Source organism: Thalassospira sp. MCCC 1A01148 (assembly GCF_001613795.1).
Taxonomy (GTDB): domain Bacteria; phylum Pseudomonadota; class Alphaproteobacteria; order Rhodospirillales; family Thalassospiraceae; genus Thalassospira.
Map to the genome: position 1 here is coordinate 201,056 of NZ_LPVZ01000021.1, position 24,020 is coordinate 225,075.

The window sequence follows — 24,020 nt, forward strand, 5'->3', positions numbered from 1 at the left end:
CAGTTTCACACCCCAATTCCGGCAAAACCATGAGTGTTCCATTTTTGGAACAATTTGTGCCACACGCACTGTTCCAATGGGGCGGATGACACAGAACCTCTCCTCAAACGCATAGCGCTCAATGGCCTGAAAACGCGTTCTTTTTCATCAAATGACCATGAGATCTGCCAAGTGGCATGACCTTTGCGGATACGGCAGCGTCACAATCAAAAAATGCGGGTGAAAAATCGCCCGTTATCTCGGAGGAACCTAAATGATCTACAAGAATCCAAATGACGCAGGCAGCCCGGTCAGCTTCAAAGGCCGTTATGAAAACTTCATCGGCGGTGAATGGGTCGCCCCTGCCAAGGGTCAGTATTTTGAAAATGTCTCGCCCGTAAATGGCAAGCCGTTCTGCGAAATTGCGCGTTCAAGCAGCGAAGATATCGAAAAGGCGCTTGATGCCGCCCATGCTGCTTTCCCGGCCTGGGGCAAGACCTCGGTCACGGAACGTGCCAACATGCTCAACAAGATTGCCGACCGTATGGAAGCCAATCTTGAAATGCTGGCAGTCGCCGAAACCTGGGATAATGGTAAGGCGGTGCGTGAAACACTGGCAGCTGACATTCCGCTTGCGATTGACCATTTCCGCTACTTTGCTGGTGCCATTCGTGCGCAGGAAGGTTCGCTTGGCGAGATTGACGACAACACGGTTGCCTACCACTTCCACGAGCCACTTGGCGTGGTCGGCCAGATCATTCCATGGAACTTCCCGATCCTGATGGCGGTCTGGAAACTGGCCCCGGCCCTTGCTGCAGGCAACTGCATCGTTCTGAAACCGGCCGAACAGACCCCGGCGTCGATCTGTGTTCTGCTGGAACTGATTTCCGATCTGATCCCGGCAGGCGTCGTCAACGTTGTGCAGGGCTTTGGCGTGGAAGCCGGCAAGCCACTGGCACAAAGCAACCGTGTTGCGAAGGTCGCCTTCACTGGTGAAACCACCACGGGCCGCCTGATCATGCAGTATGCATCGGAAAACATCATTCCGGTCACCTTGGAGCTTGGCGGCAAATCACCGAACATCTTCTTTGAAGACATCATGGCCGCTGATGATGATTTCCGTCAGAAAGCCGCCGAAGGCATGGCGATGTTTGCCCTGAACCAGGGTGAAGTTTGCACCTGCCCGTCGCGCGCCATCATTCAGGAAAGCATCTATGACAAATTCATGGATGGTGTTCTGTCGCGCGTTGCCAGCATCAAACAGGGCAACCCGCTTGATACCGACACCATGATGGGTGCGCAGGCCTCGACCGAACAGATGGAAAAAATCATGTCCTATCTGGATATCGGCAAACAGGAAGGTGCCGAAGTCCTGTGTGGCGGCGACAAGGCTGATCTGGGCGGTGACCTTTCCGATGGTTTCTATATCCAGCCGACCATCTTCAAGGGTCACAACCGCATGCGGATTTTCCAGGAGGAAATCTTTGGCCCGGTCGTATCGGCCACCACGTTCAAGGACGATGCCGAGGCCCTTCATATCGCCAATGACACGCTGTATGGCCTTGGGGCAGGTGTCTGGACGCGGGATGCCAACCGTTCATACCGCTTTGGCCGCGACATCAAGGCTGGTCGTGTCTGGACCAACTGCTATCACCTCTATCCGGCGCATGCGGCCTTTGGCGGCTACAAGCAATCGGGCATCGGGCGTGAAAACCACAAGATGATGCTCAACCACTATCAGCAGACGAAGAACCTTCTGGTTTCCTATGATCCGAAACCGATGGGCTTCTTCTGATCCAATGATTTTCACAACCGGACGCGAGGCCAACCTTGCGTCCGGTCGCCTTTTGCAAAGAAGGAGGTGACATTGACTGGATCAGAAAACGCGCCTGCCAGGGTGGTTGCGACAGATGCCGCAATTGAACTGATCAGGAAACTAAAAGACATCCACGGGCCGGTGATGTTTCATCAGTCCGGGGGCTGCTGCGATGGCAGTGCGCCGATGTGCTTTCCGGATGGAGAGTTCAAAACCGGTGATCAGGATGTGCTGCTCGGCGAGATTGAAGGCAGTCCGTTCTATATCGGGCGCGCACAGTTCGAATATTGGCGCCATACCCAACTGATCATTGATGTGGTCGATGGGCGCGGCGGCATGTTTTCGCTTGAAGGACCAGAAGGCAAACGCTTTCTGACCCGATCACGCATCTTTAGCGACGATGAATGGAAATCCCTTGAAGCATTCGAGGAGACACACCCCATCGCGTAAGAAAATAACCAATAACCAAAGCAAGACGGGATCGTACCCCACCCCTTTGCGTTTCGTTTACCTGCACCGTCTCCCACGGTGCTTTCCTCCCCCCAGCGAAACGCGTGAAGAGGCTGTCTCATTTCCCACAATGCAAGGCTTCTTCCACCTGCCTGCTGCCCCCCCATTCTGGCAGCAGGCTTTTTTGTTCCCGTAGTTCGCTTAATTCCCTTGGGCAAGCACCACCAGAACAACGCCGGATAACGCACACAGAAAGGTCAGCGACAACAGCGCTGCAATCACCACCCGCCCGCCGACATGCAGGACATTGCGGATATCGACACTTAACCCAAGTGCCGCCATGGCAAGAATGGTCAGGAATGACGAAGTCGTCTTGATCGGCGCGCGCGCAACATCCGGGATCAGATCGAACGAACAGGCCGCCATCATGGCGATAAAGCCGATGATGAACCATGGCACAACCTGCGCAATCGGTAGCTTCGTTTCACGTGCCCGCCCGCCAATCACAGCCAGACCAAAGATCACCGGCCCCAGCATCAAAACCCGGATCAGCTTGACCAATGTGCCAACCTGAACCGCAAGGGTGCCGGCCGGGGCGGTTGCCGCCAGAACCTGCGGCACGGCATAAACGGTAAGGCCGGAAAAAATACCGTATTGGGTTGCCGATAATCCAAGCCCGGCATGAAGCATCGGCAGGACAAAGACAAACAGCACACCCAAAACCGCCGTGAACGAGATCGAGGCCGCCACATCATCTGATTGCGCTTCAATCACCGGCGCGGTTGCTGCAATTGCCGAATTGCCACAGATCGAATTGCCGCACGCCACCAGCATCGAAAGATGGTTGGAAAGACCAAGCGCGCGCCCGATGTGATAACTGACAAACAGGCTGATACAGACCACCGCGATGATGGCCGCAACCAGCCCGCCCCCGGCCGACCCGATTGCCTGCGCGCTAATCGACGCGCCCAGCAACACAATGGCGATTTCAAGCACCGTCTTGGCGCAAAACCGTACCCCGGCAAAATAACGTGGCGCCAACCCAAACAAAGACCGCACCACCACGCCGATCAGTATGGCAAAAACCAGACTTTCCACCCAGCCACGCCCGAACAACATACGCTCGGCATGTTCGACCAGCTTGGCGGCAAGTGCGACCAAAAGGGTCACAACAAGTCCGGGCAGGATCGGTTTGAGGTGGGTGTTAAAAAACATGGTTTTCCTGTGTTTTGATCACAGGCAGAAAATCTCACGCCCAACCATTTACTTCCATCGAATAAAAATTCATCTTTCATTCGATTAAATTGAACAGTTAAGGTGTGGCTTATCAGAACACCCCTCCGTCATTCCGGACGGCGCATCGCGCCGAGCCGGAATCTGGAACCCCATGTTTAAAAGTTTCCCGCCGCCGCGGGAAAGACGTCAGGACAAACAGCAAAGCGCCAACGCCATGATGACACTCGAACAGCTCCAGATCTTTGTCGCTGTTGCCGAACGCGAACACCTGACCCGCGCGGCCGAGGCGATTGGGCTTACGCCATCGGCCGTCAGTTCCGCGATCAAGAACCTTGAAGGGTTTTATGGTGTGGCGCTGTTTAACCGGGTGGGACGGCGCATCGAGCTGACCCAGACCGGACGACTGTTCCTTGATGAAGCCAAATCCACGCTGGCCCGCGCACGCGCGGCGGAACTGACGTTGGCTGAACTGGGCGGCATGCAGCGCGGGGAGCTTAATGTTTATGCCAGTCAGACGATTGCCAGTTACTGGTTGCCACCCTTCCTGATGAAATTCCATGACCAGTATCCCGGCATTGAAATCCGCCTGACAATTGGCAACACCAAAACCGTTTCGGACGCGGTGCGTGGCGGGGCGGCCGACATCGGCTTTATCGAAGGCGACATCGATGAACCAGCCCTTGCCAAACGCGAAGTCGCCGAAGACGCCCTGGTGATTGTCGTCTCCCCCAAACACCCTTGGGCCAGTGGCCGGGCGCTGAACCCGCAGGCCCTTGTCACCCAGACCAACTGGATCCTGCGCGAAGCGGGCTCCGGCACCAGATCGGAATTTGAAACCGCCCTGCGCGATCTGGGCGTTGACCCCGCGCGCCTGCGCACCGCACTTGTCTTACCCAGCAACGAGGCCGTCATTACAGCGGTTGAAAACGGCGTCGCCGCCACCGCGGTTTCGCAATTCGCGGTGAGCTCGCTGATCGCGCAAGGCCGCCTTGCGCGCGCAAACTTCCCGATCCCACCACGCAAATTCATGGTGCTCCGCCACAAGGAACGCCAGCAAACGCAAAGCTCGCTGGCGCTTGAAAAACTGTGCCTTAACGGCAAATGATGGTCACATATCGGAAGCAGTTATTGCTTTCGAAACCCGCTTGCCGCCCTTCAAGTAGGCCCGTGCTAGGATCACCCCGACCATTACATTCATAAGCACAGTTAGGAACTGCGACAAAACAGTCACGGCCAGAGCTGCGCCCTTCAGCCGATAGAGATTTTCTCCCGCCCCACCGAGCCAGACTAACGTATCAACCAAAATTCCCGGCAAAATCATGGCTGCACCCTCGTGGAGCAACCAAAGCGGCAAGAGACCGATGATCACTCCTTTGGCGATAAAGCCTCGCATGAGCCAACCAATCTTCACAGCGCCCTGCAACTCAACACGCCCATAACTTAGCAAAGGCGGAATCAGCATCGCGAGGAGTATAAATATCGCAAACATCATAACTTCTTGAATGGCAAACACTGAGGCGTAGACAAGCGCGCCGGTCACATCGCCATCGCTGACAGACAGCAAATGCATGCCCTGCCAACTCATATCTCCCACGCTGAATGCGACATTCACTTGACGGATAAGCCACAGCAAAGCATCGATAGAAAATAAAGTTACCGCAGAGAAAAACAGCGCTGTTTTCGTGCAAGAACGCCCAAGCTGCAGCACCCAAACGACACCAGAATAAATGGCGGCAAACTTGAGCAGCTTTAGATAAACCGCGCCGACCCAATGCAACACGGTATCTTCAAATGAGTAGTCCACCCGAAGCACAGAACTAACGAGCACTGGTAAAACAATCAGCAACAACATCCACTTCTTGTTGCTGATCGCGCAGAAACTTGATTTCCAGATGCCAGTTTTCTCTATCTCCATATGAGGATTTTCCAGAGTAAAAAAACCTCACTTGACAGCCAGATTTTCGGTCGTTTCCGACGTCACTTTCGTAGAACCGAGCCTAGCTTCACCAACCAAAAGCGCACGAGAAACAATCACTCCGGCAATACAGAAAGCGACAGCAAAATAAATGCTGCTCAACAGACTAAATGGAACTAATGCACCAAATGAGAAGCCTTCGAACTCAGTCTTGGGGACACCAGAACCATCTAAAAATAGAGAATTCATCATTGGCAACAAGACTGCCATCATGATGAACTGCAGAGGAAGAAGCGCAGGAATAACCATCAGGCTCTTCCCTATCACGAACCAAAATGTCTTTTTCCCGCGCGCAATTGCTCGTTTGAGAGATTGGTCACCATTCAGAAAAACTGACCCCGGCCATGAGATGATCAGGAAACCAAAGATCGAAAGAGCTAATAAACTTGGGACCGACACAAGAGCAAAAATAATGGCCCCAAAACTATTCTCCGCCCCAGCCCCATTCTCAACTGCAATTTGCCAGAACACCTGTTGAAGGATCCACGATATCACAAGATAAGTTAGCACCATGACGCTCACGCGCTTCAGAAACGTGGTTACCTTGTTTCGTTGTTCCTTGTTGAAAGCTGCCCAACAAGTTCGCTTATCCAACAATGTTGAATGCATTGTATACACGAGGATGGAAGATACAAAAATATAACCAAAACCCGCGAAAAACGAGACAGCATCCTTCGATGATTCGACTTTGAGGTAGAACCCGTTCACGCTAACAGTGTGAACCATTTTCGCTTGGTTCACTTGGTCATTGAGGCTGACAACTCCAACCAAACCCATCGCCAATACGGCGAGGACCACTACAGGAAAGTTACGCCAAAACCCGTCCCACGCATCTCCCAAAATCCAACGCTCAAACTTTGGATCATTGGCATTTTTAGGTTGTTTTTGAGCTTCACCCTCAGTCACAAGTTCCCCCTACTTTTTTGACCTGCACATAGCCCCGATACAACTGATAAGCGAGTTCTAAAATTCAAACAAACCTAATTTTCCTTCAGCGCAAAAATACGGAAGAAGTATCTCGCGATAATCCGACTTGCTCCGGCGATTTAAAAATATTCCAAATGTAAATTGCGCATTCGCAATGCAGCATTTTTGGGTCGGCGCTAATGGTCGGTCTGACAGGGCAACCTGTGCATGCGCCACGAAAAACCGACACATGCATCCGTCAAAGGGCACTTCCGATCGCGGAAGATGCAGAGTTGTCCCGAGGCTTCGCCACCTTAGAGGACCCTGCCAATGCTTGATGCAGAACTATTGGCGCGCATACAGTTTGCCTTTACCGTCTCGTTCCACATTATCTTCCCGTCCTTTACCATCGGACTGGCAAGTTTCCTGTTTGTGCTCGAAGCCCTGTGGCTGCGCACCAGGGACGAGACCTATCTTTCGCTATATAAATTCTGGATGAAAATCTTTGCCCTGGCCTTTGGCATGGGCGTGGTCTCCGGGATTGTCATGTCCTATCAGTTCGGTACGAACTGGGGACCGTTTTCCGAATTTACCGGCGGTGTGATTGGCCCGCTTCTGGCCTATGAGGTGCTCAGCGCCTTCTTCCTTGAGGCCGGGTTCCTTGGCATCATGCTGTTTGGCTTGAACCGTGTCGGGCCGAAGCTGCATTTTACCGCCACCACCATGGTTGCGATCGGAACGCTTTTCTCCGCCTTCTGGATTTTGTCGGCCAACAGCTGGATGCAAACGCCTGACGGCTATGTGATTGAAAATGGCCGGGCGGTTGTTTCAAGCTGGGTCGACGCGATTTTCAATCCAAGCTTCCCGTATCGTCTGGTGCATATGGTGCTGGCGGCTTACCTCACCACCGCGCTTGTGGTTGGGGCGGTTGGTGCATGGCATCTGATGCGTGATCGCGAAAACCGGGCGGCCAAAATCATGTTTTCCATGGCGATGTGGATGGCGGCCATCCTTGGCCCGGTCCAGATTTTTGCCGGTGATTTGCACGGGCTTAATACCCTTGAACATCAGCCCGCCAAAGTGGCCGCGATGGAGGGGCATTTTGAAACCCGCGAAGGTGCGCCCCTGATCCTGTTTGGCATGCCTGACATGGAGCAAGAGAAAACCAAATATGCGGTCGAAATCCCAAAACTCGGCTCTTTGATCCTGACCCATGAATGGGATGGCAAGATCACCGGTCTTAAGGACTTCGCACCCGAAGATCGCCCGAATGCGGCAATTGTGTTCTGGACCTTCCGCATCATGGTCGGTCTGGGTGTTTTGATGGCACTTCTGGGCATTGCCAGCGTCATCGCACGCCTGCGCAAGAAGCTTTATAGCTGTGGCTATTTGCATCGCTTTGCCCTTTTGATGGGGCCAAGTGGCTTTGTTGCCATTCTGGCCGGCTGGTTTACCACCGAAGTCGGGCGCCAGCCCTGGGTGGTTTTCGGCCTGATGCGAACGTCCGAGGCCGGGTCGCCCGTCGCCCCGACGGCCATTGCCGGATCGCTGATCGCCTTTGTCGTGGTTTATGCCATCGTGTTCGGGGTCGGCACGGCCTATATCCTGCGCGCCATGGTCAAGGATCCGCGTAGCGCCCACATCCCTGAAGAAACCGAAATCTTGCGGGCCGGTGGCCGCCAATCCACCGCCGCACATCCGCCTGTGGCAGGAGAATGATCATGGATTATCAACTGATCTGGGTTCTGCTGATTGCCGTTGCCGTTTTTGCCTATGTCACGCTGGATGGCTTTGACCTTGGCATCGGCATCCTGTTCCCCTTCATCAAAAGCCCGAAAAATCGCGGCCGGATGATGAATACCGTGGCCCCGGTTTGGGATGGCAATGAAACCTGGCTGATCCTGGGCGGCGGTGGGCTTTATGCCGCCTTCCCGCAGGCCTATTCATTGCTGATGACGGCCTTTTACATTCCGGTCTTTGCCATGTTGCTCGCCCTTGTGTTTCGCGGGGTGGCGTTTGAGTTCCGGTTCAAAAGCAAGAACCACCAGAAGCACTGGGACTTTGCCTTTTCCGCTGGCTCGATCATCGCAGCCGCCATGCAAGGCGCAATGCTGGGCGGCTTTATCGAAGGCATTGCCGTTGAAAACGGACGTTTTGTGGGCGGGGCGTTTGATTGGCTAAGCCCGTTTTCGGTGTTCTGTGCAACCGCGGTTGTCGTCGGCTATGCCCTGCTAGGTACCGGCTGGCTGATCATGAAGATGGAAGGCGATTTTCAGGGCAATCTGCGAAAGCTCGCCAAACCAGCCGTGATCTGGATGGCGGCCAATCTTGGCGTAGTGTCGCTGATGACGACCTATGTCAACCCGGCCTATGCCCAGCGCTGGTTTGAATTGCCAAACATGCTGTATCTCGCCCCGATCCCGATTGTGACGGTTGGTCTGCTCTATTGGCTGTGGCATGCGGTCAAGAAGCGTGAAAAGACCGTGTTTGGCATCACACTTGGTATTTTCTTGCTGAGTTATCTTGGCTTCGGAATCACGCTTTATCCCAATATCGTGCCGCCGATGATCACGTTTCGCGATGCGGCCGCGCCGGAAAACAGCCTTGCCTTCATGCTGGTGGGGGCTGTGGTCCTGCTGCCGATCATTCTGGCCTACACCGCCTATGCCTATTGGGTGTTCCGCGGCAAAACCGGGGATGAGGGGTATCATTGATGGCCAATATCAAGTCAACAAAAGCCCGCAAATGGCTATGGTTTGTCGGCCTTTATGTCGGCGGGGTTGTCGTGCTTGGCGCCGCATCACTTTTGCTGCGTGCCCTGATGGGGCAGGCATGACCATGCACATACCCTGACCTCTGACCTGACTTCATGCAGACTCCCGTGACCTGCTTCATACCCCCGACAGCAGGTCTCTACCCGGCAGCATTCCCCACCCGCTGCCGGGTTCTTTTTTGCTTACTGATTATCCTTGCGCTTGATCAGGTCGGCCAGGCGGGTGATGCCGTCCCTGATCCGGTCCACCTTCTCGGTCGAGAAGCTAAGGCGCGCGGTATTCTTGCCACTGCCATCGGTAAAGAAAGCCTGGCCGGGAACAAAGGCAACGTGAACATCCTCAAGCGCCTCTTCAAGAAGCTGACGTGCATTGATGTGTTGGGGCAGGGTCAACCAGACAAACATGCCGCCCTCGGGCTTCGTCCAGGACACGTCACCCGGCATGGTTTCCGCCAGGGTTTGCAGCATGACATCGCGCTTGGTGCGGTAGGACGCACGCAGCTTTTCAAGATGTCCCGGGAAAAGTTTCTTGGCAGCACGCAGGGCGGCTTCCTGATTGACGGTGGAAACATGCAGGTTTCCGGCCTGCATCATCAGAACCAGCTTGTCGATCACAGTACGTGGCGCACAGACCCAACCGATGCGAAGGGCTGGCGCGAGCGTTTTGGAAAACGTGCCGAGCTGAATGACATTGCCTGACGCCGGATCGCTGCCCTGTTCGTCAAGGTTTAGCAGTGACGGCAGGCTTTCGGCCCCGTTATAGGACAGCTTGCTATAGGCCGCATCTTCAAGCAGCACCGCGCCATAACGGCGCGCCAGCTCCAAAACGGCCTTGCGCCGCGCAACTGACCAGGACCGACCGGTCGGGTTTTGGAAATCCGGGGCGACATAGGCCACACGTGCCCCATTGGCAAAGGCATCTTCCAGCTGGCTTAACACCGGGCCGTCTTCTTCGGCATCGACACCGACATAGTTTGGCAACCGGGTTGAAAAGGCCTGCATCGCGCCAAGATAGCTTGGCATTTCAACAATCAGGTCGCGACCTTCTTCGAGCAATAGGCGGGCAAGGATATCAAGCCCCTGCTGTGCGCCATTGGTGATCAGGACATTATCAATCGTGCGCGTGGCCCCTTGGTCTGCAAGATCATCGATAATCCACTGGCGCAAGGCCGGCAGACCTTCGCTTACGGAATATTGCAGACTGCGGCGCGCCTGCGTGCCGTCCTGCATCATCGCGCCATAAATCTCGCTGAATGTATCGACCGGAAACAGATCGGGATCGGGCACACCACCGGCAAAGGAAATCACTTCCGGGCGCTCGGCCACTTTTAACAGATCACGAATTTCCGAGGCCACCAGCACCCGCGCATCACGCGCAATCAGGTCATTCCAGCTTACAGACATTTCAAACTTCCAATTAGGTCAGTATTTATGTCCTTTAAATGGAGCTTCCCGCTCCCTAAAATCAAGTTCTTTTCAATACAAGCAGCAAATTTGAAATAAAATTACCTGAAATTCACCAATCAAGCATAATGCCGGAATGCGAAATAAAGCCAAAAGTAGCAACCACTGATGTTTGCGCATGGCAGAACAGCGGCAGAAGAAAAGCTTCCACCGCTGTTCGGATGCGTGACCTTGTAAGATCTGGTGTTGATGCTACTCAGCCGCGCGCACGCTAAAGCGCGGCAATGACAAAACAAGACCCGAAACCAGCATCACAAGGCTGAGCACAAGAATAAGCCAACTGGTCTGCGCCAGACTGCCGGTAAGCCCGACAAGAAGCCCCGCAATTGGCTGTGTCATGTTGTTAAATAGAATAATCACACCAGTCGTCTTGCCATAATCGCGCGCCGGGATGATCTTTTGCCGGACGGTGCGGATATAGATGTTAAACATCCCGTCAAATCCGAGCACCACAGCAAAGCCAACCATATAAAGCCAGTAATCCGGACTGATCGCCGTCAGCACGCCACCAACGAAGACACCGGCAAATGATACAAGCCCGATACGCCCCACCGAAAGGCGGCTCGCCCCAACCAGCATCAGTACAATGATGGTGAATGCCGCACCGACAGTTTGCAAAAGGGCGTAATGCTCTTCACTTTGTCCATGAAGCCCGGTGACCATTGCCGCCGACGTCGCAAGCGTAATGCCAAAAACAAGGTTCACGCTTGCGGTCAGCGCGATTACACGCTTCAGCCCCGGCAAGGAAATCAGATGTGAAAACGCTGTTTTAAAAGGTGCAATCCAGGACGGGTTTTCATCCGTTGCCGCAATCGGTGTTTGATTAAAATGGCGCCAGATCATCATCGATAGTTCGGCAATTGCGAACAGAACAGCCGCGACAACGACAACGGTTTGCCAGTTGCTGATCGCAAACAGGGTGGCGGCAAGAAGCGGCCCCAGAACGATACTGGCCTGATTGACACTTTGCGAAACCGACTGGATTTTCTCAAACCGGGCACTGGCAAAGATCTGTGGCAATAACACTTCGCGCGCCATGAAGCCCTGCGTGGTCAGAAGACCGCAGATGGCAGAAATACCCACAACCCAGCCAAGCCCGCCAAACAAGGCAAATCCAATCAGCCCCAGCACACAGATCACAGCACGCCCGATCTGGCTGAGCTGTATCAAACGCAGTGGTGAATAGCGATCCGACAGAACCCCGCAAACGGGATAGAACAATACGCGCGGCAATGTTTCGGCGGCATAAGCCAGGCCCGAGAGCGAAACACTTTGCGTGGTTTGATAAACCACCAGCGGCACAACAAACAAAAGAAACTGATCGGCAAGCCTTGCGGCAAACATGGATGTAAAAAACAGAGAGGCAGGCTTACGGAAGTCAAATCGCACCGCGAAGCATCCTTTTGAAATCAGGGCAAAAAGTCTGACGCCACCCTGCTTCGATTACACTGGTTCCAAAAGCCGCAATCTTGCATGCCTGCCGCGCAACTTTGGGGCGTGACATTCGTTTTCACACTAGGCGCGTAGAGTCCATTGGTGCAAATATGCTTGTTCGATGTCGCTGTTTAAAACTCAAGGTCAACCAGTCTCATACAGATTCAACTGGTGCAAACTCCTCACTCTGCTCATCCGGATCAGACAGGTGAGCTTCGCCAACCTGATATGAATGCGCAATCAGAACTCCCAACATGAAGCTCTTGAGGCCACTAATAGAAACGTAAACCGTAGTCGCACCTGTAGTGATGACAGAATAATTAACACCAGCTACCGAAAACGAGTATTGCGGGTCGGTATACATTACGTGCGGAAAAGGAATGAAATTTACACTCCACATTGCCCCCGCAGCCAAAAGGAAAACACCACCAACACACAAAACATACCTTGGCACGAAGTAGGAGAACGCTGCGACCCCGCGCTTCACCATATGTTTTGGCCTACAATTTCCTTGTATGATAAAGGCCACCACCCAAGTTCCAAGAAACAAGTAAACCGGAATGGTTAGTACATGCCCCGCGTTATCCAGAACGGTTCTGGCGAAATAAACAAGCGTGTAGCTTCTATCTATTTCTCCAAGAAACTCCAATATGTTAGGAATTTCTGGCACGAAAATCCGATATGCCGTAACTAGAAATCTGTTTGCAATCTCAATGCCCACAGCCATTAACAAAGCAATCAGTAGCGCGACGCCAGAACAACGGAAAATCGCTGTTGGAATAAAGCGCCCCTTTAACACGGCAACTGAGGGCAACAACCAAAGCAAAGTTGTCGCGATATAGCTATAAACCCAGGCAAACCGATATTGATACCCCAGCAAATGGCTGAACTCGACAAGAATCAACTCAACTGCCACGATTGCAAGTAAAATAGGAATATTCAGGACGGCTATTGAGAGAAAATTGACAAAGAATGTACGACTGGGTCCAGCGTTCATAATGTACCGACTTGCACCTCTGCTTTTTCATGGGGTCCAGGTTCATCTGAACTCACCAACCGAGCCTCACCCAGTTGATAAGCACGAGAGAGAACAATCCCGAGCATGAATAATGACAGCAGCTTGAATATTCGGCTCGCAAACGAAAGTCCTGCCAAGAAAGATAAATGGCCGATTTCTCTTGCGAACTGCAAATCAAGTTGTGCCCCAAAGAGCTTGATCCAAATTGCAGCAGTGCCTGTCAGAACAAATCCAACCAAAAGTACTGGAACAGGACCGATCAGAACTCTTGAGATGATGTAGCCTGACGCCAAACATCCTCGCTTCACTGTTTGCCAAAGTGTTGACCGGCGCCGCAAAAGTGCTGCGGGCAGGGCTGTACCGAACAAAACCAGCACCAGCAACAGCCACAGAGATTCACTTAAATCTGCCGCAAGGATCCAAAGTAGCTTGCCGACACTGCTTTCTGGCCAGAATTCTTCAAGCTTCAAGACCCCACCAAACAGCGTGTTCGCTTCGGCAGAAAAATACCAAGATTCGACAAGCCAAAACAGCACGAACAGAACAAGTGCTTTGATCGTGAACTGTATGACATCCTTTTTGCTTGTATGTGTGTTCGCCCCCATACTCCCCCAAGAGCATCCTGTATAGAACACAACTCCAGCAGAAACGAAGAACACGACCCTTGAAAAAAAAACCAAGTCCCGCTTGAAATAGGAGAGGGGAAAGAACCAGAGGCAGGTTACTCAAAAGAATGGCAACCGCCAACACAGCGAGCCTTCTTTTGTACAGAACGAAGCCCGATATCGTCGATCGCCAGACGCCAAGGCTTTGATAGCTTTGGTAGCTCTCTTCGCGACATGCTGTATCGCCAAGATTTTGCCCATTCGCGTCAGCCCCCGCTACCAAGTTTTTCTGCCCCAACATAGTGATCACAAATTGCTACTTACATACTGACTCGTTGAAAACTCTATAAGACCTGTCTCCGACCGTAAACAACTTACACAACACCTGAATGGATTTGTTTGCAACCACCGATGCTGCACTCTTGCAAACTACTGCAGGCAGGTTATACACATTCTGAATGTTATTTTGTATTAGACTCCATTTTTTTGTGTAAAAATGGAAATCACACTTGCGTTGCGGGGCATTCCATATTACCCATCAAAGGCAAGTGAAATACTTTTATAAACACAAAATATTGTGTTAATTGCCCAGTTTTGATTGATCGGCAGGAAAGAGAATGCAGCCCAACCTGACTCATCTCCGCCAGCTCGAGGCAGAGAGCATCCACATTATCCGCGAGGTGGCGGCATCGTTCGAACGGCCGGTGATGCTTTATTCCATCGGCAAGGATTCATCGGTTTTGCTGCATCTGGCGCGCAAGGCATTTTACCCGGCCCCGCCGCCCTTTCCGTTGATGCATGTCGACACCACCTGGAAATTCCGCGAAATGATCGAGTTTCGCGACCGGATAGCCGCAGAATATGGCTTTGACCTGATTGTGCACATCAATCAGGACGGCGTGAAACAGGGCATTGGCCCCTTCACCCACGGCTCAAGCCTGCATACCGATGTCATGAAGACGGAATCGCTGAAACAGGCGCTGAACAAATACAAGTTCGATGCAGCCTTTGGCGGTGCGCGACGTGACGAGGAAAAGGCACGTGCCAAGGAACGCGTATTTTCATTCCGTACCGAGACCCATCGCTGGGATCCGAAAAACCAGCGTCCGGAATTGTGGGATATCTATAACGCCCGGATCAACAAGGGCGAAAGCATTCGTGCCTTCCCGATCTCGAACTGGACCGAGCTTGATATCTGGCAATACATCTATCTTGAGCAGATCCCGATTGTGCCGCTCTATTATTCCGCCAAACGCCCGGTGGTCGAACGTGATGGCACGCTGATCATGGTCGATGACGACCGCATGCCGCTCAATCCGGGCGAAAAGCCGGAAATGAAATCGGTGCGGTTCAGAACCCTTGGCTGCTACCCGCTGACCGGGGCTGTTGAGTCCGAAGCCGCCACCCTGCCCGACATTATTCAGGAAATGCTTCTGACCCGTTCAAGCGAACGTCAGGGCCGCATGATTGACCACGACCAGGCCGGGTCGATGGAGAAGAAGAAGCAGGAAGGATATTTCTGATGGCACACCAATCCGACCTGATTGCTGATGATATTCTCGGCTACCTGAAGGCGCAGGAAGAAAAAAGCCTGTTGCGTTTCATTACCTGCGGCAGCGTGGATGATGGTAAATCGACCCTGATCGGCCGTCTGCTTTGGGATTCCAAACTGATCTTTGAAGATCAGTTGGCCGCCCTTGAATCAGATAGCCGCAAAGTCGGCACCCAGGGTGGCGAGATTGATTTTGCCCTGCTGCTTGATGGTCTACAGGCTGAACGCGAACAGGGCATCACCATTGATGTCGCCTATCGCTTCTTCTCGACCGACAAGCGCAAATTCATCGTCGCCGATACCCCCGGCCACGAACAATATACCCGCAACATGGCAACCGGCGCCTCGACCGCCGATGTTGCCGTCATCCTGATTGACGCACGTAAGGGCATCCTGACCCAGACCCGTCGCCACAGCTTCATTACCTCATTGCTGGGCATCAAGCATGTGGTACTGGCGGTCAACAAGATGGATTTGATCGACTATGACCAGTCGAAATTTGACGCCATCGTTGCCGAGTATCAGGAATTCGCCAAGCAGCTGAAATACAGCTCGATCACCGCAATTCCGCTTTCAGCCCTGCGCGGCGACAACATGGTCGAAGCCAGCGCCAATACCCCCTGGTATTCCGGCCCGACCCTTCTGGCCCATCTGGAAAATGTGCAGGTCGAACAGGACGCAGTTGAAAAGCCGTTCCGTCTGCCAGTGCAGTGGGTTAACCGCCCGAACCTTGATTTCCGGGGCTTTTCGGGCACCATTTCATCGGGCCGCGTCAAACCGGGTGACGAGATTACCGTGACCGCATCGGGCCAGACCAGCAAGGTCAAGGAGATCGTTACCTTTGACGGCAACCTGGATGTTGCCATTGCCGGTCAGGCGATCACGCTGACCCTTGAAGATGAAATCGACATTTCGCGTGGCGATGTTATCGCCGAGGCAGAAGCCAAACCCGATTTCGCAGATCAGTTCGAAGCGCGCATCATCTGGATGCATGAAGATCATCTTCTGCCCGGGCGTCCCTATCTGATCAAGATGGGTGCACAGGTCGCCAATGCGCAGATCAGCGCGCTGAAATACAAGGTCAATGTCAACACGCTTGAACATGAACCGGGCAAAACGCTTGAGCTTAATGAAGTCGGCATTGCCAATGTTTCGGCTGACAAGGCGCTGGCGTTTGATCCCTATGACGAAAACCGTCATTCGGGCCGCTTCATCATCATTGACCGCTATACCAACGCCACTGTTGGCGCGGGCATGGTCAACCATTCCCTGCGCCGTGCGACCAACATCAAATGGCAGGAAATGGACATCAACAAGGGTGCGCGTGCCTATCAGAAAGGCCAGAAATCGGCCGTTCTGTGGTTCACGGGCCTGTCGGGTGCGGGCAAATCGACCGTCGCCAACCTGGTTGAGAAAAAGCTCCATGCCCTTGGCAAGCACACCTACACCCTTGATGGCGACAATGTGCGTCATGGCCTGAACAAGGATCTTGGCTTTACCGATGCGGACCGGGTGGAAAACATCCGCCGTGTTGGTGAAACCGCCAAGCTGTTTGTCGATGCGGGCGTAATCACGCTGGTGTCCTTCATCTCGCCGTTCAAAAGCGAACGCCAGCTGGCGCGCAGCCTTGTCGAAGATGGCGAGTTCATCGAAGTCTTCATCGACACACCGCTTGAAGTCTGCGAGCAGCGCGATGTGAAGGGCCTTTATAAAAAAGCCCGTGCGGGCGAGATCGCGAACTTCACCGGGATCGACAGCCCCTATGAGCGGCCCGAAAATGCCGAAATCGTGGTCAGCACCGCAGACCAAAGCGCCGAAGAAGCCGCTGAGATCATCGTCTCCAAGCTTGAAGAATTCGGTGTTCTGGGTGCGTGGTTCCCGGAAATCTGATCTGCACTCAAACATGCATTCAGGAAAACCCGACATTTGCGAATGTCGGGTTTTCTTTTGACAGCCATTAAACGAATAAGCTTAAACTAAAGCTACCTATACACGCATTAGCAAAGGCATGCACATCTTATGGCTATGGGCAGAAGTATCAGATTGTTCCTTGTAGATGGTACACCTACTGGAATTATTACTGCCGAGATAATGAATTGGACTGGACATATTATCTCCGCACCAAGGATCAACCTGCCCCACTTACTGAAACGCCATGAAGTTACCCGAACGGGTGTTTACTTCCTCTCAGGTCCAAACCCTGAGAACCCAAACAAAACTCTCGTCTACATAGGGGAAAGTGACAACGTTTCGCGACGCCTGATAAGTCACAACAATGATGCATCAAAAGAATTTTGGGACAAAACATTCGTAATCACCAGCAAAGACCAAAACCTTACCAAAGCCCACGCAAGGTATTTGGAGAGCCGCTTAATTTCTATCGCAGCTAGCACTGGGCGCATCAATCTCGTTAACGCTACAGCACCTGAGTATGGCTACCTACCAGAAGCAGACCTTGCCGATATGGAATTTTTTATCGAGCAAATTCGAATTGTGATGCCTGTTCTGGGCATGGATTTCCTTAGAGAAAAGCCAAATACAGCTGAATCCCCGCTCATAAAAGAGGCTTCCACTGAAAGATCTCCCACATTTGAAATTTATAGCCCCAAATACAAATTGACCGCGAAAGCACGGCAAATTGACGGTGACTTTGTTGTCTTAGCTGGCTCACATGCTAGATCATCTTGGGATAGCAGTGCTGGTGGCTACCGTAGTCTTCATGAACAACTCATTGAAGAAGGTCGTCTGGTTCCTGAGCGTGAGGGAATTCTTTATTTCAACGAGGATACAATTTTTTCCAGTCCGAGTGCCGCATCTGCAACTATTTTTGGCCGCCCTGACAATGGCCGTACAACTTGGCGCGTCGAAGGCACGAATAAGACCTATGCAGACTGGCAAAATGAACAAATTAGTTCTTCGACTGAACCGCCTTCTAACAACGACTAAATTTATAACAAGCATCTACTAGAATGCACCTCTTGACTCCTGTTCCGCTTTGACCACATAAAAAAGAACAAAACAGGAACAATTAAGCATGTCAGACAGACGCATTCATCAGGCCCGCGCGGCTTTGGCCCGCGCCGAGCAGCAATGGAAGGTTCAGGTTTCCTGCCTGTCCGGTGGGCCAGATCGGGCAGACGGGGTGATTGCGCGTGCCTTTGGCGGCACATTCCTGCGCGATCATATCAGCATCGGCGGCCTTGCCACGACTGGCCTGCATGAAGTGTTGTGCGGCCATGCTGATTGCGCCGCATCGCTTCTGGCCTGGTATCTGGCAACATTGTCTGTGGATGCGTCCTCTGATGGCCCATCTGCCCCGCCACCCGGCAAGGGCATCTTCTGGATCCGGCAGCGTCGCGCGCTGGATCAGGGCGGGTTTTATGCCCTGTCCCTGCCCATGACGGCCCTCGAACCCGAACCGTTGATGATGACGGTGGATCAACAGGCCACCGCCCTTTGGACCTGTGAGGAGGTGGCAAAATCCGGTCAGGTTCGTGCGGTGATCATTGAAACCACCGACTATGACCTGACCACGGCACGACGCCTGCAACTGGCCTGTGAAAGTGGTGGGACACGCATCATTGTTTTGCGCCCGCTTGCCAGAAACGGGCGCATTCCGACCTCAAGCGCGTGGACGCGCTGGCAAATAACACCTGTAAACGCCTTGGAACCAACAGAACGACCAACAGGAAACGACCATCATCTCAGCCTGATCGGGGGACGCGGGGTCCGACCGGGAAGCTGGAAAGTCAAAACCGATGCAACAACGTTTTCTTTATCTGTGGCTGACCCACTGGAAAACCGACTGTCAGAAGACAACCCCAAAGACAGGCACGCCCACGCCTGATCAGCCCCGCGATGCTGACAGTCAGAAAACTGCCCCGAAGGCACAAGACATCCCGCACGTGATCACCCGCAGCGATCACAAGGGCGTGCTCGTCTGCGGCCTGAATGCAGCGGCACAAAAGGCCGGGCTGCAGGGCGGCATGCGCCTTTCTGATGCGCGGAGCATCCTGCCCGATCTTCAGGATAGCCCCGAAGAACCTGAACTCTGCGATGGCAAATTTGCTCGTCTGGTGCGCTTCATGGACCGCTATAGCCCATGGATTGCGCCGGATCGGGACTTGCATGTACATGGGCTTGATGGGGATGCGGGCCTATGGCTTGAAATCACCGGTGGCAGTCATTTGTTTGGCGGCGAAAGTGCGATGATCAAACAGATCCTGCGCGACATGAAAGCCCAGGGCATTGCTGCCCGCGCCGCCATTGCCGATACCGCCGGTGCCGCATGGGCCGCGGCGCGTTGCCATCCATCGAACGAACGCATTTTATCCCTGCCGCGTGATCACGGGGTTGCGGCCGGGTTTCCGGTATCGTGCCTGCGGCTATCTGATGACATCATCGCGGTTCTGGCCCGTCTTGGCCTGAAACACCTTGGCGATATCACGCCCCTGCCGCGTGCCAATATCACCACCCGCCTTGGCCCGGATGTGTTGCATCGCCTTGATCAGTTTTATGGCCGCCTGCCCGAACAGCTGAATTTCGAGCTGCCCGATGCGCCGTGGCTGATCAAACAAAGCTTTGGCGAACCATTGGGGGATGCTGCCAATCTGGCACATGCGATTGAAAGCATGGTGGCCGAGCTTTGCGCCAAACTGCGCGATGAAAACCTTGGTCTTAGGCGCCTGATCGTCCGGTCCATTCGGGTCGATGGCCATGCCCATACCATCACCACCACAACTGGCACGCCCTGCCAGTCCGAAAGCCATATCTTGCGATTGCTCGCGGAAAAGATGCCCGGTGTTGATACCGGCTTTGGCATCGAACAGGTGATTGTCTATGCCCCCTGGGTCGAACATGTTGCCTTTCGTCAGGTCCGCCTTGATCGCAAGCAGGATGACAGCAGCGATGCCATTGCCCTGGCAGAGTTGCTTGATCGCATTGCCCACCATCTGGGCCCCAAGGATATCCTGTTTCGCCCGGCCCATCATGCCAGCCACCTGCCCGAACGGGCCGCCATCCGGCAGCCGCCGACCGGATCGATCAAACCGGCCCGTCTTGCGGATGCCCCCCTGCCCAAACGTCCGGTGCGGCTGATTGACCCGCCTGAACCGGTTGATGTCATGGAACGCAGTGCCAACGGCGCACCAACCAAACTGCGCTGGCGCAAGATGCTGATTGATGTTCTGCGGGCCGACGGGCCAGAGCGCATCTGCCCGGAATGGTGGAGTCACCTGGACCGGGATAATTACGCCCTGTCGCATATGACACGCGATTATTTCCGCATCTGCGATCAGAAAGGCCGGTTGATTTGGCTGTTTCGCAGCGGTCATGCCGGGCAGGATATCTGGTCAGTGCATGGTTTGTTTGCCGGGTGATGTGATTTGATGCCATGATCAAGCAAACCAACAGTACAGCCGATCCGGCATATGCCGAACTGCATGTCAGCAGCAATTTTTCCTTTTTGCGTGGCGCATCGCATGCCGAGGAACTGGTGCTGACCGCTGCCACCAAGGGCCTGCATGCAATTGCGATCACCGATCACAATACGCTGGCCGGGGTGGTGCGCGGTCATACGGCACACCGCAATTATGCCGACCGGTTGAACTACATTGTTGGCTGTCGGCTTGACCCGATGGATGGTCCCTCCTTACTGTGTTATCCGCCGGATCGGCAGGCTTACGCGCGGCTGTGCCGGTTGCTGACCCTTGGCAAGCGCCGCGCGCCCAAGGGATCGTGCGAGATTTATCTTGCCGATATTGTCACCCATGGCGAAGGGTTGCTGTTTATCGCCGTGCCACCACAGGTGCCGGGTGACGCCTTTCGCTCTGAGCTGATCAGTTTGAAATCTCATTTCCAAGATCGCCTTTGGCTGGCGGTCGGGCGGTTCATGGACGGGTTTGACTCAGAACGTCTTGAGTTTACCGAGGCGGTCGAGGCCGATCTTGGCATTCCGGCCGTGGTGACCAATGACGTGCATATGCATTTACGATCGCGCAAACCATTGCAGGATGTCCTGACCTGCATTCGCCATCACTGCACGATTGAGGATGCGGGATACCGTTTATTCCCCAATGGCGAACGCCATATCAAATCGCCGCGTGAAATGGCGCGTCTGTTTCCGGGGCACCCGCACTGGTTGGCCCGCACCGTCGAGATTGCCGATCAATGCACCTTCAGCCTTGATGAGTTGCGCTATGAATACCCCGATGAAAATGACGGATCGGGTGAAGGCACCCAGGAACGTCTGACACGCCTGACCTGGGAAGGCGCGCATAAACGCTATCCTGATGGTGTGCCCGACAAGGTCAAAAAACTGATCGAGACAGAGCTTAAACTGATCGACGAGTTGGGCTACGCCCCCTATTTCCTGACCGTGCATGACATTGTCGCCTTTGCCCGGTCCCGTGGCATTTTGTGTCAGGGGCGTGGATCAGCAGCCAATTCATCGGTGTGTTTTTGTTTGCATGTCACCTCGGTTGATCCCAACAAGGTGGAATTGCTGTTTTCACGCTTCATCAGCAATGCACGTAATGAACCGCCTGATATCGATGTCGATTTTGAACATGAACGCCGCGAAGAGGTTATTCAGTTCATCTATGAACGCTATGGCCGCGACCGGGCCGGGTTGACCGCCACGGTGATTTCATACCGATCGCGTAGCGCCATTCGTGATGTTGGCAAGGTGTTTGGCCTGTCGGAAGATACCATTGTCAAACTGACCAAAACCATCTGGGGATCCAGCAGCAAGGGCGCACATGACAATATGATGCGCCAATCTGGCATTCATCCTGATGAACCGCGCCTGAAGGCGGTGCTCGATATCGCGGGCGAGTTAACCGGCTTCCCGCGCCATCTGTCGCAACATGTTGGCGGTTTTGTCATTACGCGCGGGCCGCTTTGCGAACTATCCCCGATTGCCAATGCCGCCATGGCGGACCGCACCACCATTGAATGGGACAAGGATGACATTGATGCGCTGAGCATCCTTAAGGTCGATATCTTGGCCCTTGGCATGCTGACCTGCATCCGAAAAGCGCTTGATGAGCTGCGCACGCACAAGAACATCGATTATGATCTGGCCACCCTGCCCAAGGAAGACCGGGCCACCTATCGCATGCTGGAAAAGGCCGACAGTATCGGCACCTTTCAGGTGGAATCACGCGCGCAAATGAGCATGCTGCCGCGTCTTAAACCGCAAAGCATTTATGATCTGACCATTCAGGTCGCCATCGTCCGCCCCGGCCCGATCCAGGGCGGTATGGTCCATCCGTTTTTGCAGCGGCGCATGGGCCGCGAAAAGGTCGACTACCCGTCCCCGGAACTCGAAGCGGTATTGAAACGCACCTGCGGTGTGCCGCTGTTTCAGGAACAGGCGATGCAGATCGCCATTGTCGCCGCCGGCTATTCTGGCGGAGAGGCCGATAACCTGCGTCGTGCCATGGCAACGTTCAAGCGCACCGGCACCATTGGTGAACACCGGACCAAGTTCATCAATGGCATGCTGGGTAACGGTTATGACATGGAATTTGCCGAACGCTGCTTCAAACAGATCGAAGGCTTTGCCGATTATGGCTTCCCCGAAAGCCACGCGGCGAGTTTTGCCATTCTGGCCTATGCGTCGTCCTGGCTGAAATGCCATCACCCGGATGTGTTTTTATGTGCGCTTCTGAATTCGCAACCGATGGGGTTCTATGCCCCGGCACAGTTGGTCAATGATGCGCGCAATCACAGCGTGCGCGTGCTTGAAATCGATATCAATCACAGCTTCTGGGACAATCAGCTGGAACGCGAACTGGGCCGAACGGCGGGATATCATTCGGTCCGTCTTGGGTTCCGGCAGATCAAGGGATTTGGCGAGCTTGATGCCCTTGCCCTGATTTCCAACCGGCCCGCTGGCGGGTTTCAGGATGTCTATCTGATGGCGCGCCAGACGGGGCTGAGCCCGGCCGCGCTTGAAAAACTGGCCGAGGCCGATGCGTTCGGATCGCTGGGCCTTTCCCGGCGCGAAGCGCTTTGGGCTGTGCGGCGGTTTGGCAAGGGGCGCAAGGCACCAGCAAGCCTGCCCCTGTTTGAGGCAGCCCAGAACTTTAACCACAATATGGGGGTGTCAGCCGAGTTCGGCGCAGAGGCGCCTGTGGATCTGCCGATCATGGGCCCGGGCGAAGAGATCATCGAAGATTACGCCAGCCTGCGCCTGTCGCTTAAGGGCCATCCGATGGCGATGCTGCGTGATGCGCTTGGCGCTGCCGGGGTGTGCACGGCAAACGACATTGCCAACGTGCGAGACGGCCAACGCCTGACCCATGCGGGGTTGGCGATTGTTCGCCAGCGTCCCGGCACGGCATCGGGGGTTGTTTTCATCACGTTAGAGGATGAAACCGGCATCACCAACCTTGTGGTCTGGAGCAAGGTGATGGAACAACACCGCCGCGAGGTGATGACCGCCACCGTTCTGGGCGTGACCGGCAAATTGCAACGCGAAGACGGGGTGACGCATATCATCGCCGACAAGCTGGTCGATCTGACCCATATGCTGCAATCCATGAGCGAGAACACAAAAATCGCGCGCGATGCCAACAACCATCCGCGCAACCTGCGTTGGGCCAGCCCGCGCACCGCCCTGCCCACACAGGATAATGCGTCTGCCACCACATCCCGCCCTGCTGGTGATCTTGATCAGCTGGACTCAAAACCGGACAGCAGCACCAACAGCCACAAGCGCCTTAAGATCGACAGCCATGATTTCCACTGATTAATTCGCAGCCACGATTGGCACCATCACATTTGTAAAACTGGCACTGGAACAGAG

Annotated in this window: 19 protein-coding genes; 12 read left to right on the plus strand and 7 right to left on the minus strand. The window is 54.1% G+C overall.

Annotated elements, in window-relative coordinates; genetic code table 11:
- Window positions 1-253: 253 nt before the first annotated feature.
- Both adh and AUQ43_RS17280 read left to right on the plus strand, forming a co-directional pair.
- The gene (gene adh / locus AUQ43_RS17275; RefSeq protein WP_062957552.1) at window positions 254-1,774 is read left to right on the plus strand and encodes an aldehyde dehydrogenase; all 1,521 of its coding nucleotides are present in this window, start codon (window positions 254-256) and stop codon (window positions 1,772-1,774) included.
- A 72-nt stretch (window positions 1,775-1,846) separates the two neighbouring features.
- On the plus strand, window positions 1,847-2,245 hold the full coding sequence (locus AUQ43_RS17280) for a DUF779 domain-containing protein (RefSeq protein WP_062957602.1): 399 nt from the start codon (window positions 1,847-1,849) through the stop codon (window positions 2,243-2,245).
- 201 nt (window positions 2,246-2,446) lie between these two features.
- On the opposite strand, the gene AUQ43_RS17285 is transcribed toward AUQ43_RS17280, so the two are convergent.
- Window positions 2,447-3,460, minus strand: a complete 1,014-nt coding sequence (locus tag AUQ43_RS17285) for a YeiH family protein (RefSeq protein WP_062957553.1) — start codon at window positions 3,458-3,460, stop codon at window positions 2,447-2,449.
- Window positions 3,461-3,632: 172 nt separating this feature from the next.
- On the opposite strand from AUQ43_RS17285, the gene AUQ43_RS17290 reads away from it, so the two are divergent.
- Complete coding sequence (locus AUQ43_RS17290) at window positions 3,633-4,586, plus strand: LysR substrate-binding domain-containing protein (RefSeq protein WP_309471157.1); 954 nt, start codon at window positions 3,633-3,635, stop codon at window positions 4,584-4,586.
- 3 nt (window positions 4,587-4,589) lie between these two features.
- Here the strand turns inward: AUQ43_RS17290 and AUQ43_RS17295 are convergent, their stop codons facing one another.
- Together AUQ43_RS17295 and AUQ43_RS17300 are read right to left on the minus strand one after the other, a co-directional pair.
- Window positions 4,590-5,396, minus strand: a complete 807-nt coding sequence (locus AUQ43_RS17295) for a hypothetical protein (RefSeq protein ID WP_062957554.1) — start codon at window positions 5,394-5,396, stop codon at window positions 4,590-4,592.
- Between the two features lie 27 nt (window positions 5,397-5,423).
- Window positions 5,424-6,362, minus strand: coding sequence for a hypothetical protein (locus AUQ43_RS17300; protein ID WP_062957555.1), 939 nt, complete (start codon window positions 6,360-6,362; stop codon window positions 5,424-5,426).
- Between the two features lie 330 nt (window positions 6,363-6,692).
- On the opposite strand from AUQ43_RS17300, the gene AUQ43_RS17305 reads away from it, so the two are divergent.
- The 3 genes from AUQ43_RS17305 to AUQ43_RS20375 are packed head-to-tail and all read left to right on the plus strand — an operon-like array spanning window position 6,693 to window position 9,198.
- Complete coding sequence (locus tag AUQ43_RS17305; protein ID WP_062957556.1) at window positions 6,693-8,081, plus strand: cytochrome ubiquinol oxidase subunit I; 1,389 nt, start codon at window positions 6,693-6,695, stop codon at window positions 8,079-8,081.
- The gene (gene cydB, locus AUQ43_RS17310; protein ID WP_062957557.1) at window positions 8,078-9,076 is read left to right on the plus strand and encodes a cytochrome d ubiquinol oxidase subunit II; all 999 of its coding nucleotides are present in this window, start codon (window positions 8,078-8,080) and stop codon (window positions 9,074-9,076) included. Before AUQ43_RS17305 ends, cydB begins: the two co-directional genes overlap by 4 nt.
- Window positions 9,076-9,198 carry a DUF2474 family protein gene (locus AUQ43_RS20375; RefSeq protein WP_114129884.1) on the plus strand — a complete coding sequence of 41 codons (123 nt, stop codon included), beginning with the start codon at window positions 9,076-9,078 and terminating at the stop codon, window positions 9,196-9,198. Before cydB ends, AUQ43_RS20375 begins: the two co-directional genes overlap by 1 nt.
- A 120-nt stretch (window positions 9,199-9,318) precedes the next feature.
- Here AUQ43_RS20375 and AUQ43_RS17315 read toward each other — a convergent pair whose 3' ends face one another.
- The 4 genes from AUQ43_RS17315 to AUQ43_RS17330 all read right to left on the minus strand — a co-directional run bounded on the left by AUQ43_RS17315 (window position 9,319) and on the right by AUQ43_RS17330 (window position 13,656).
- A complete protein-coding gene (locus AUQ43_RS17315) occupies window positions 9,319-10,539 on the minus strand; it encodes a PLP-dependent aminotransferase family protein (protein ID WP_062957558.1) in 1,221 nt (406 codons plus the stop codon).
- Window positions 10,540-10,791: 252 nt separating this feature from the next.
- Window positions 10,792-11,988: an MFS transporter gene (locus AUQ43_RS17320; protein ID WP_198157182.1), complete on the minus strand. Its 1,197-nt coding sequence runs from the start codon at window positions 11,986-11,988 to the stop codon at window positions 10,792-10,794.
- A gap of 199 nt (window positions 11,989-12,187) precedes the next feature.
- Window positions 12,188-13,030 carry a hypothetical protein gene (locus tag AUQ43_RS17325; RefSeq protein WP_062957560.1) on the minus strand — a complete coding sequence of 281 codons (843 nt, stop codon included), beginning with the start codon at window positions 13,028-13,030 and terminating at the stop codon, window positions 12,188-12,190.
- Window positions 13,027-13,656, minus strand: coding sequence for a hypothetical protein (locus AUQ43_RS17330; RefSeq protein WP_062957561.1), 630 nt, complete (start codon window positions 13,654-13,656; stop codon window positions 13,027-13,029). The genes AUQ43_RS17325 and AUQ43_RS17330 overlap by 4 nt, the downstream gene beginning before the upstream one ends.
- Before the next feature lie 617 nt (window positions 13,657-14,273).
- Between AUQ43_RS17330 and cysD the strand changes: the two genes are divergently transcribed.
- The 6 genes from cysD (at window position 14,274) to AUQ43_RS17360 (ending at window position 23,963) form a co-directional block, all read left to right on the plus strand.
- Window positions 14,274-15,179 (plus strand): sulfate adenylyltransferase subunit CysD, encoded by a 906-nt coding sequence (gene cysD / locus AUQ43_RS17335; protein WP_062957562.1) that lies wholly within the window; start codon window positions 14,274-14,276, stop codon window positions 15,177-15,179.
- Window positions 15,179-17,098 (plus strand): sulfate adenylyltransferase subunit CysN, encoded by a 1,920-nt coding sequence (gene cysN, locus AUQ43_RS17340; RefSeq protein ID WP_062957563.1) that lies wholly within the window; start codon window positions 15,179-15,181, stop codon window positions 17,096-17,098. Before cysD ends, cysN begins: the two co-directional genes overlap by 1 nt.
- A gap of 153 nt (window positions 17,099-17,251) precedes the next feature.
- On the plus strand, window positions 17,252-18,154 hold the full coding sequence (locus AUQ43_RS17345) for a GIY-YIG nuclease family protein (RefSeq protein WP_232310726.1): 903 nt from the start codon (window positions 17,252-17,254) through the stop codon (window positions 18,152-18,154).
- Between the two features lie 88 nt (window positions 18,155-18,242).
- Window positions 18,243-19,055 (plus strand): ImuA family protein, encoded by an 813-nt coding sequence (locus AUQ43_RS17350; RefSeq protein WP_062957565.1) that lies wholly within the window; start codon window positions 18,243-18,245, stop codon window positions 19,053-19,055.
- The gene (locus AUQ43_RS17355) at window positions 18,967-20,586 is read left to right on the plus strand and encodes a DNA polymerase Y family protein (protein ID WP_232310727.1); all 1,620 of its coding nucleotides are present in this window, start codon (window positions 18,967-18,969) and stop codon (window positions 20,584-20,586) included. The genes AUQ43_RS17350 and AUQ43_RS17355 overlap by 89 nt, the downstream gene beginning before the upstream one ends.
- 14 nt (window positions 20,587-20,600) lie before the next feature.
- Window positions 20,601-23,963 (plus strand): error-prone DNA polymerase, encoded by a 3,363-nt coding sequence (locus AUQ43_RS17360; protein WP_062957567.1) that lies wholly within the window; start codon window positions 20,601-20,603, stop codon window positions 23,961-23,963.
- Window positions 23,964-24,020: the final 57 nt, after the last annotated feature.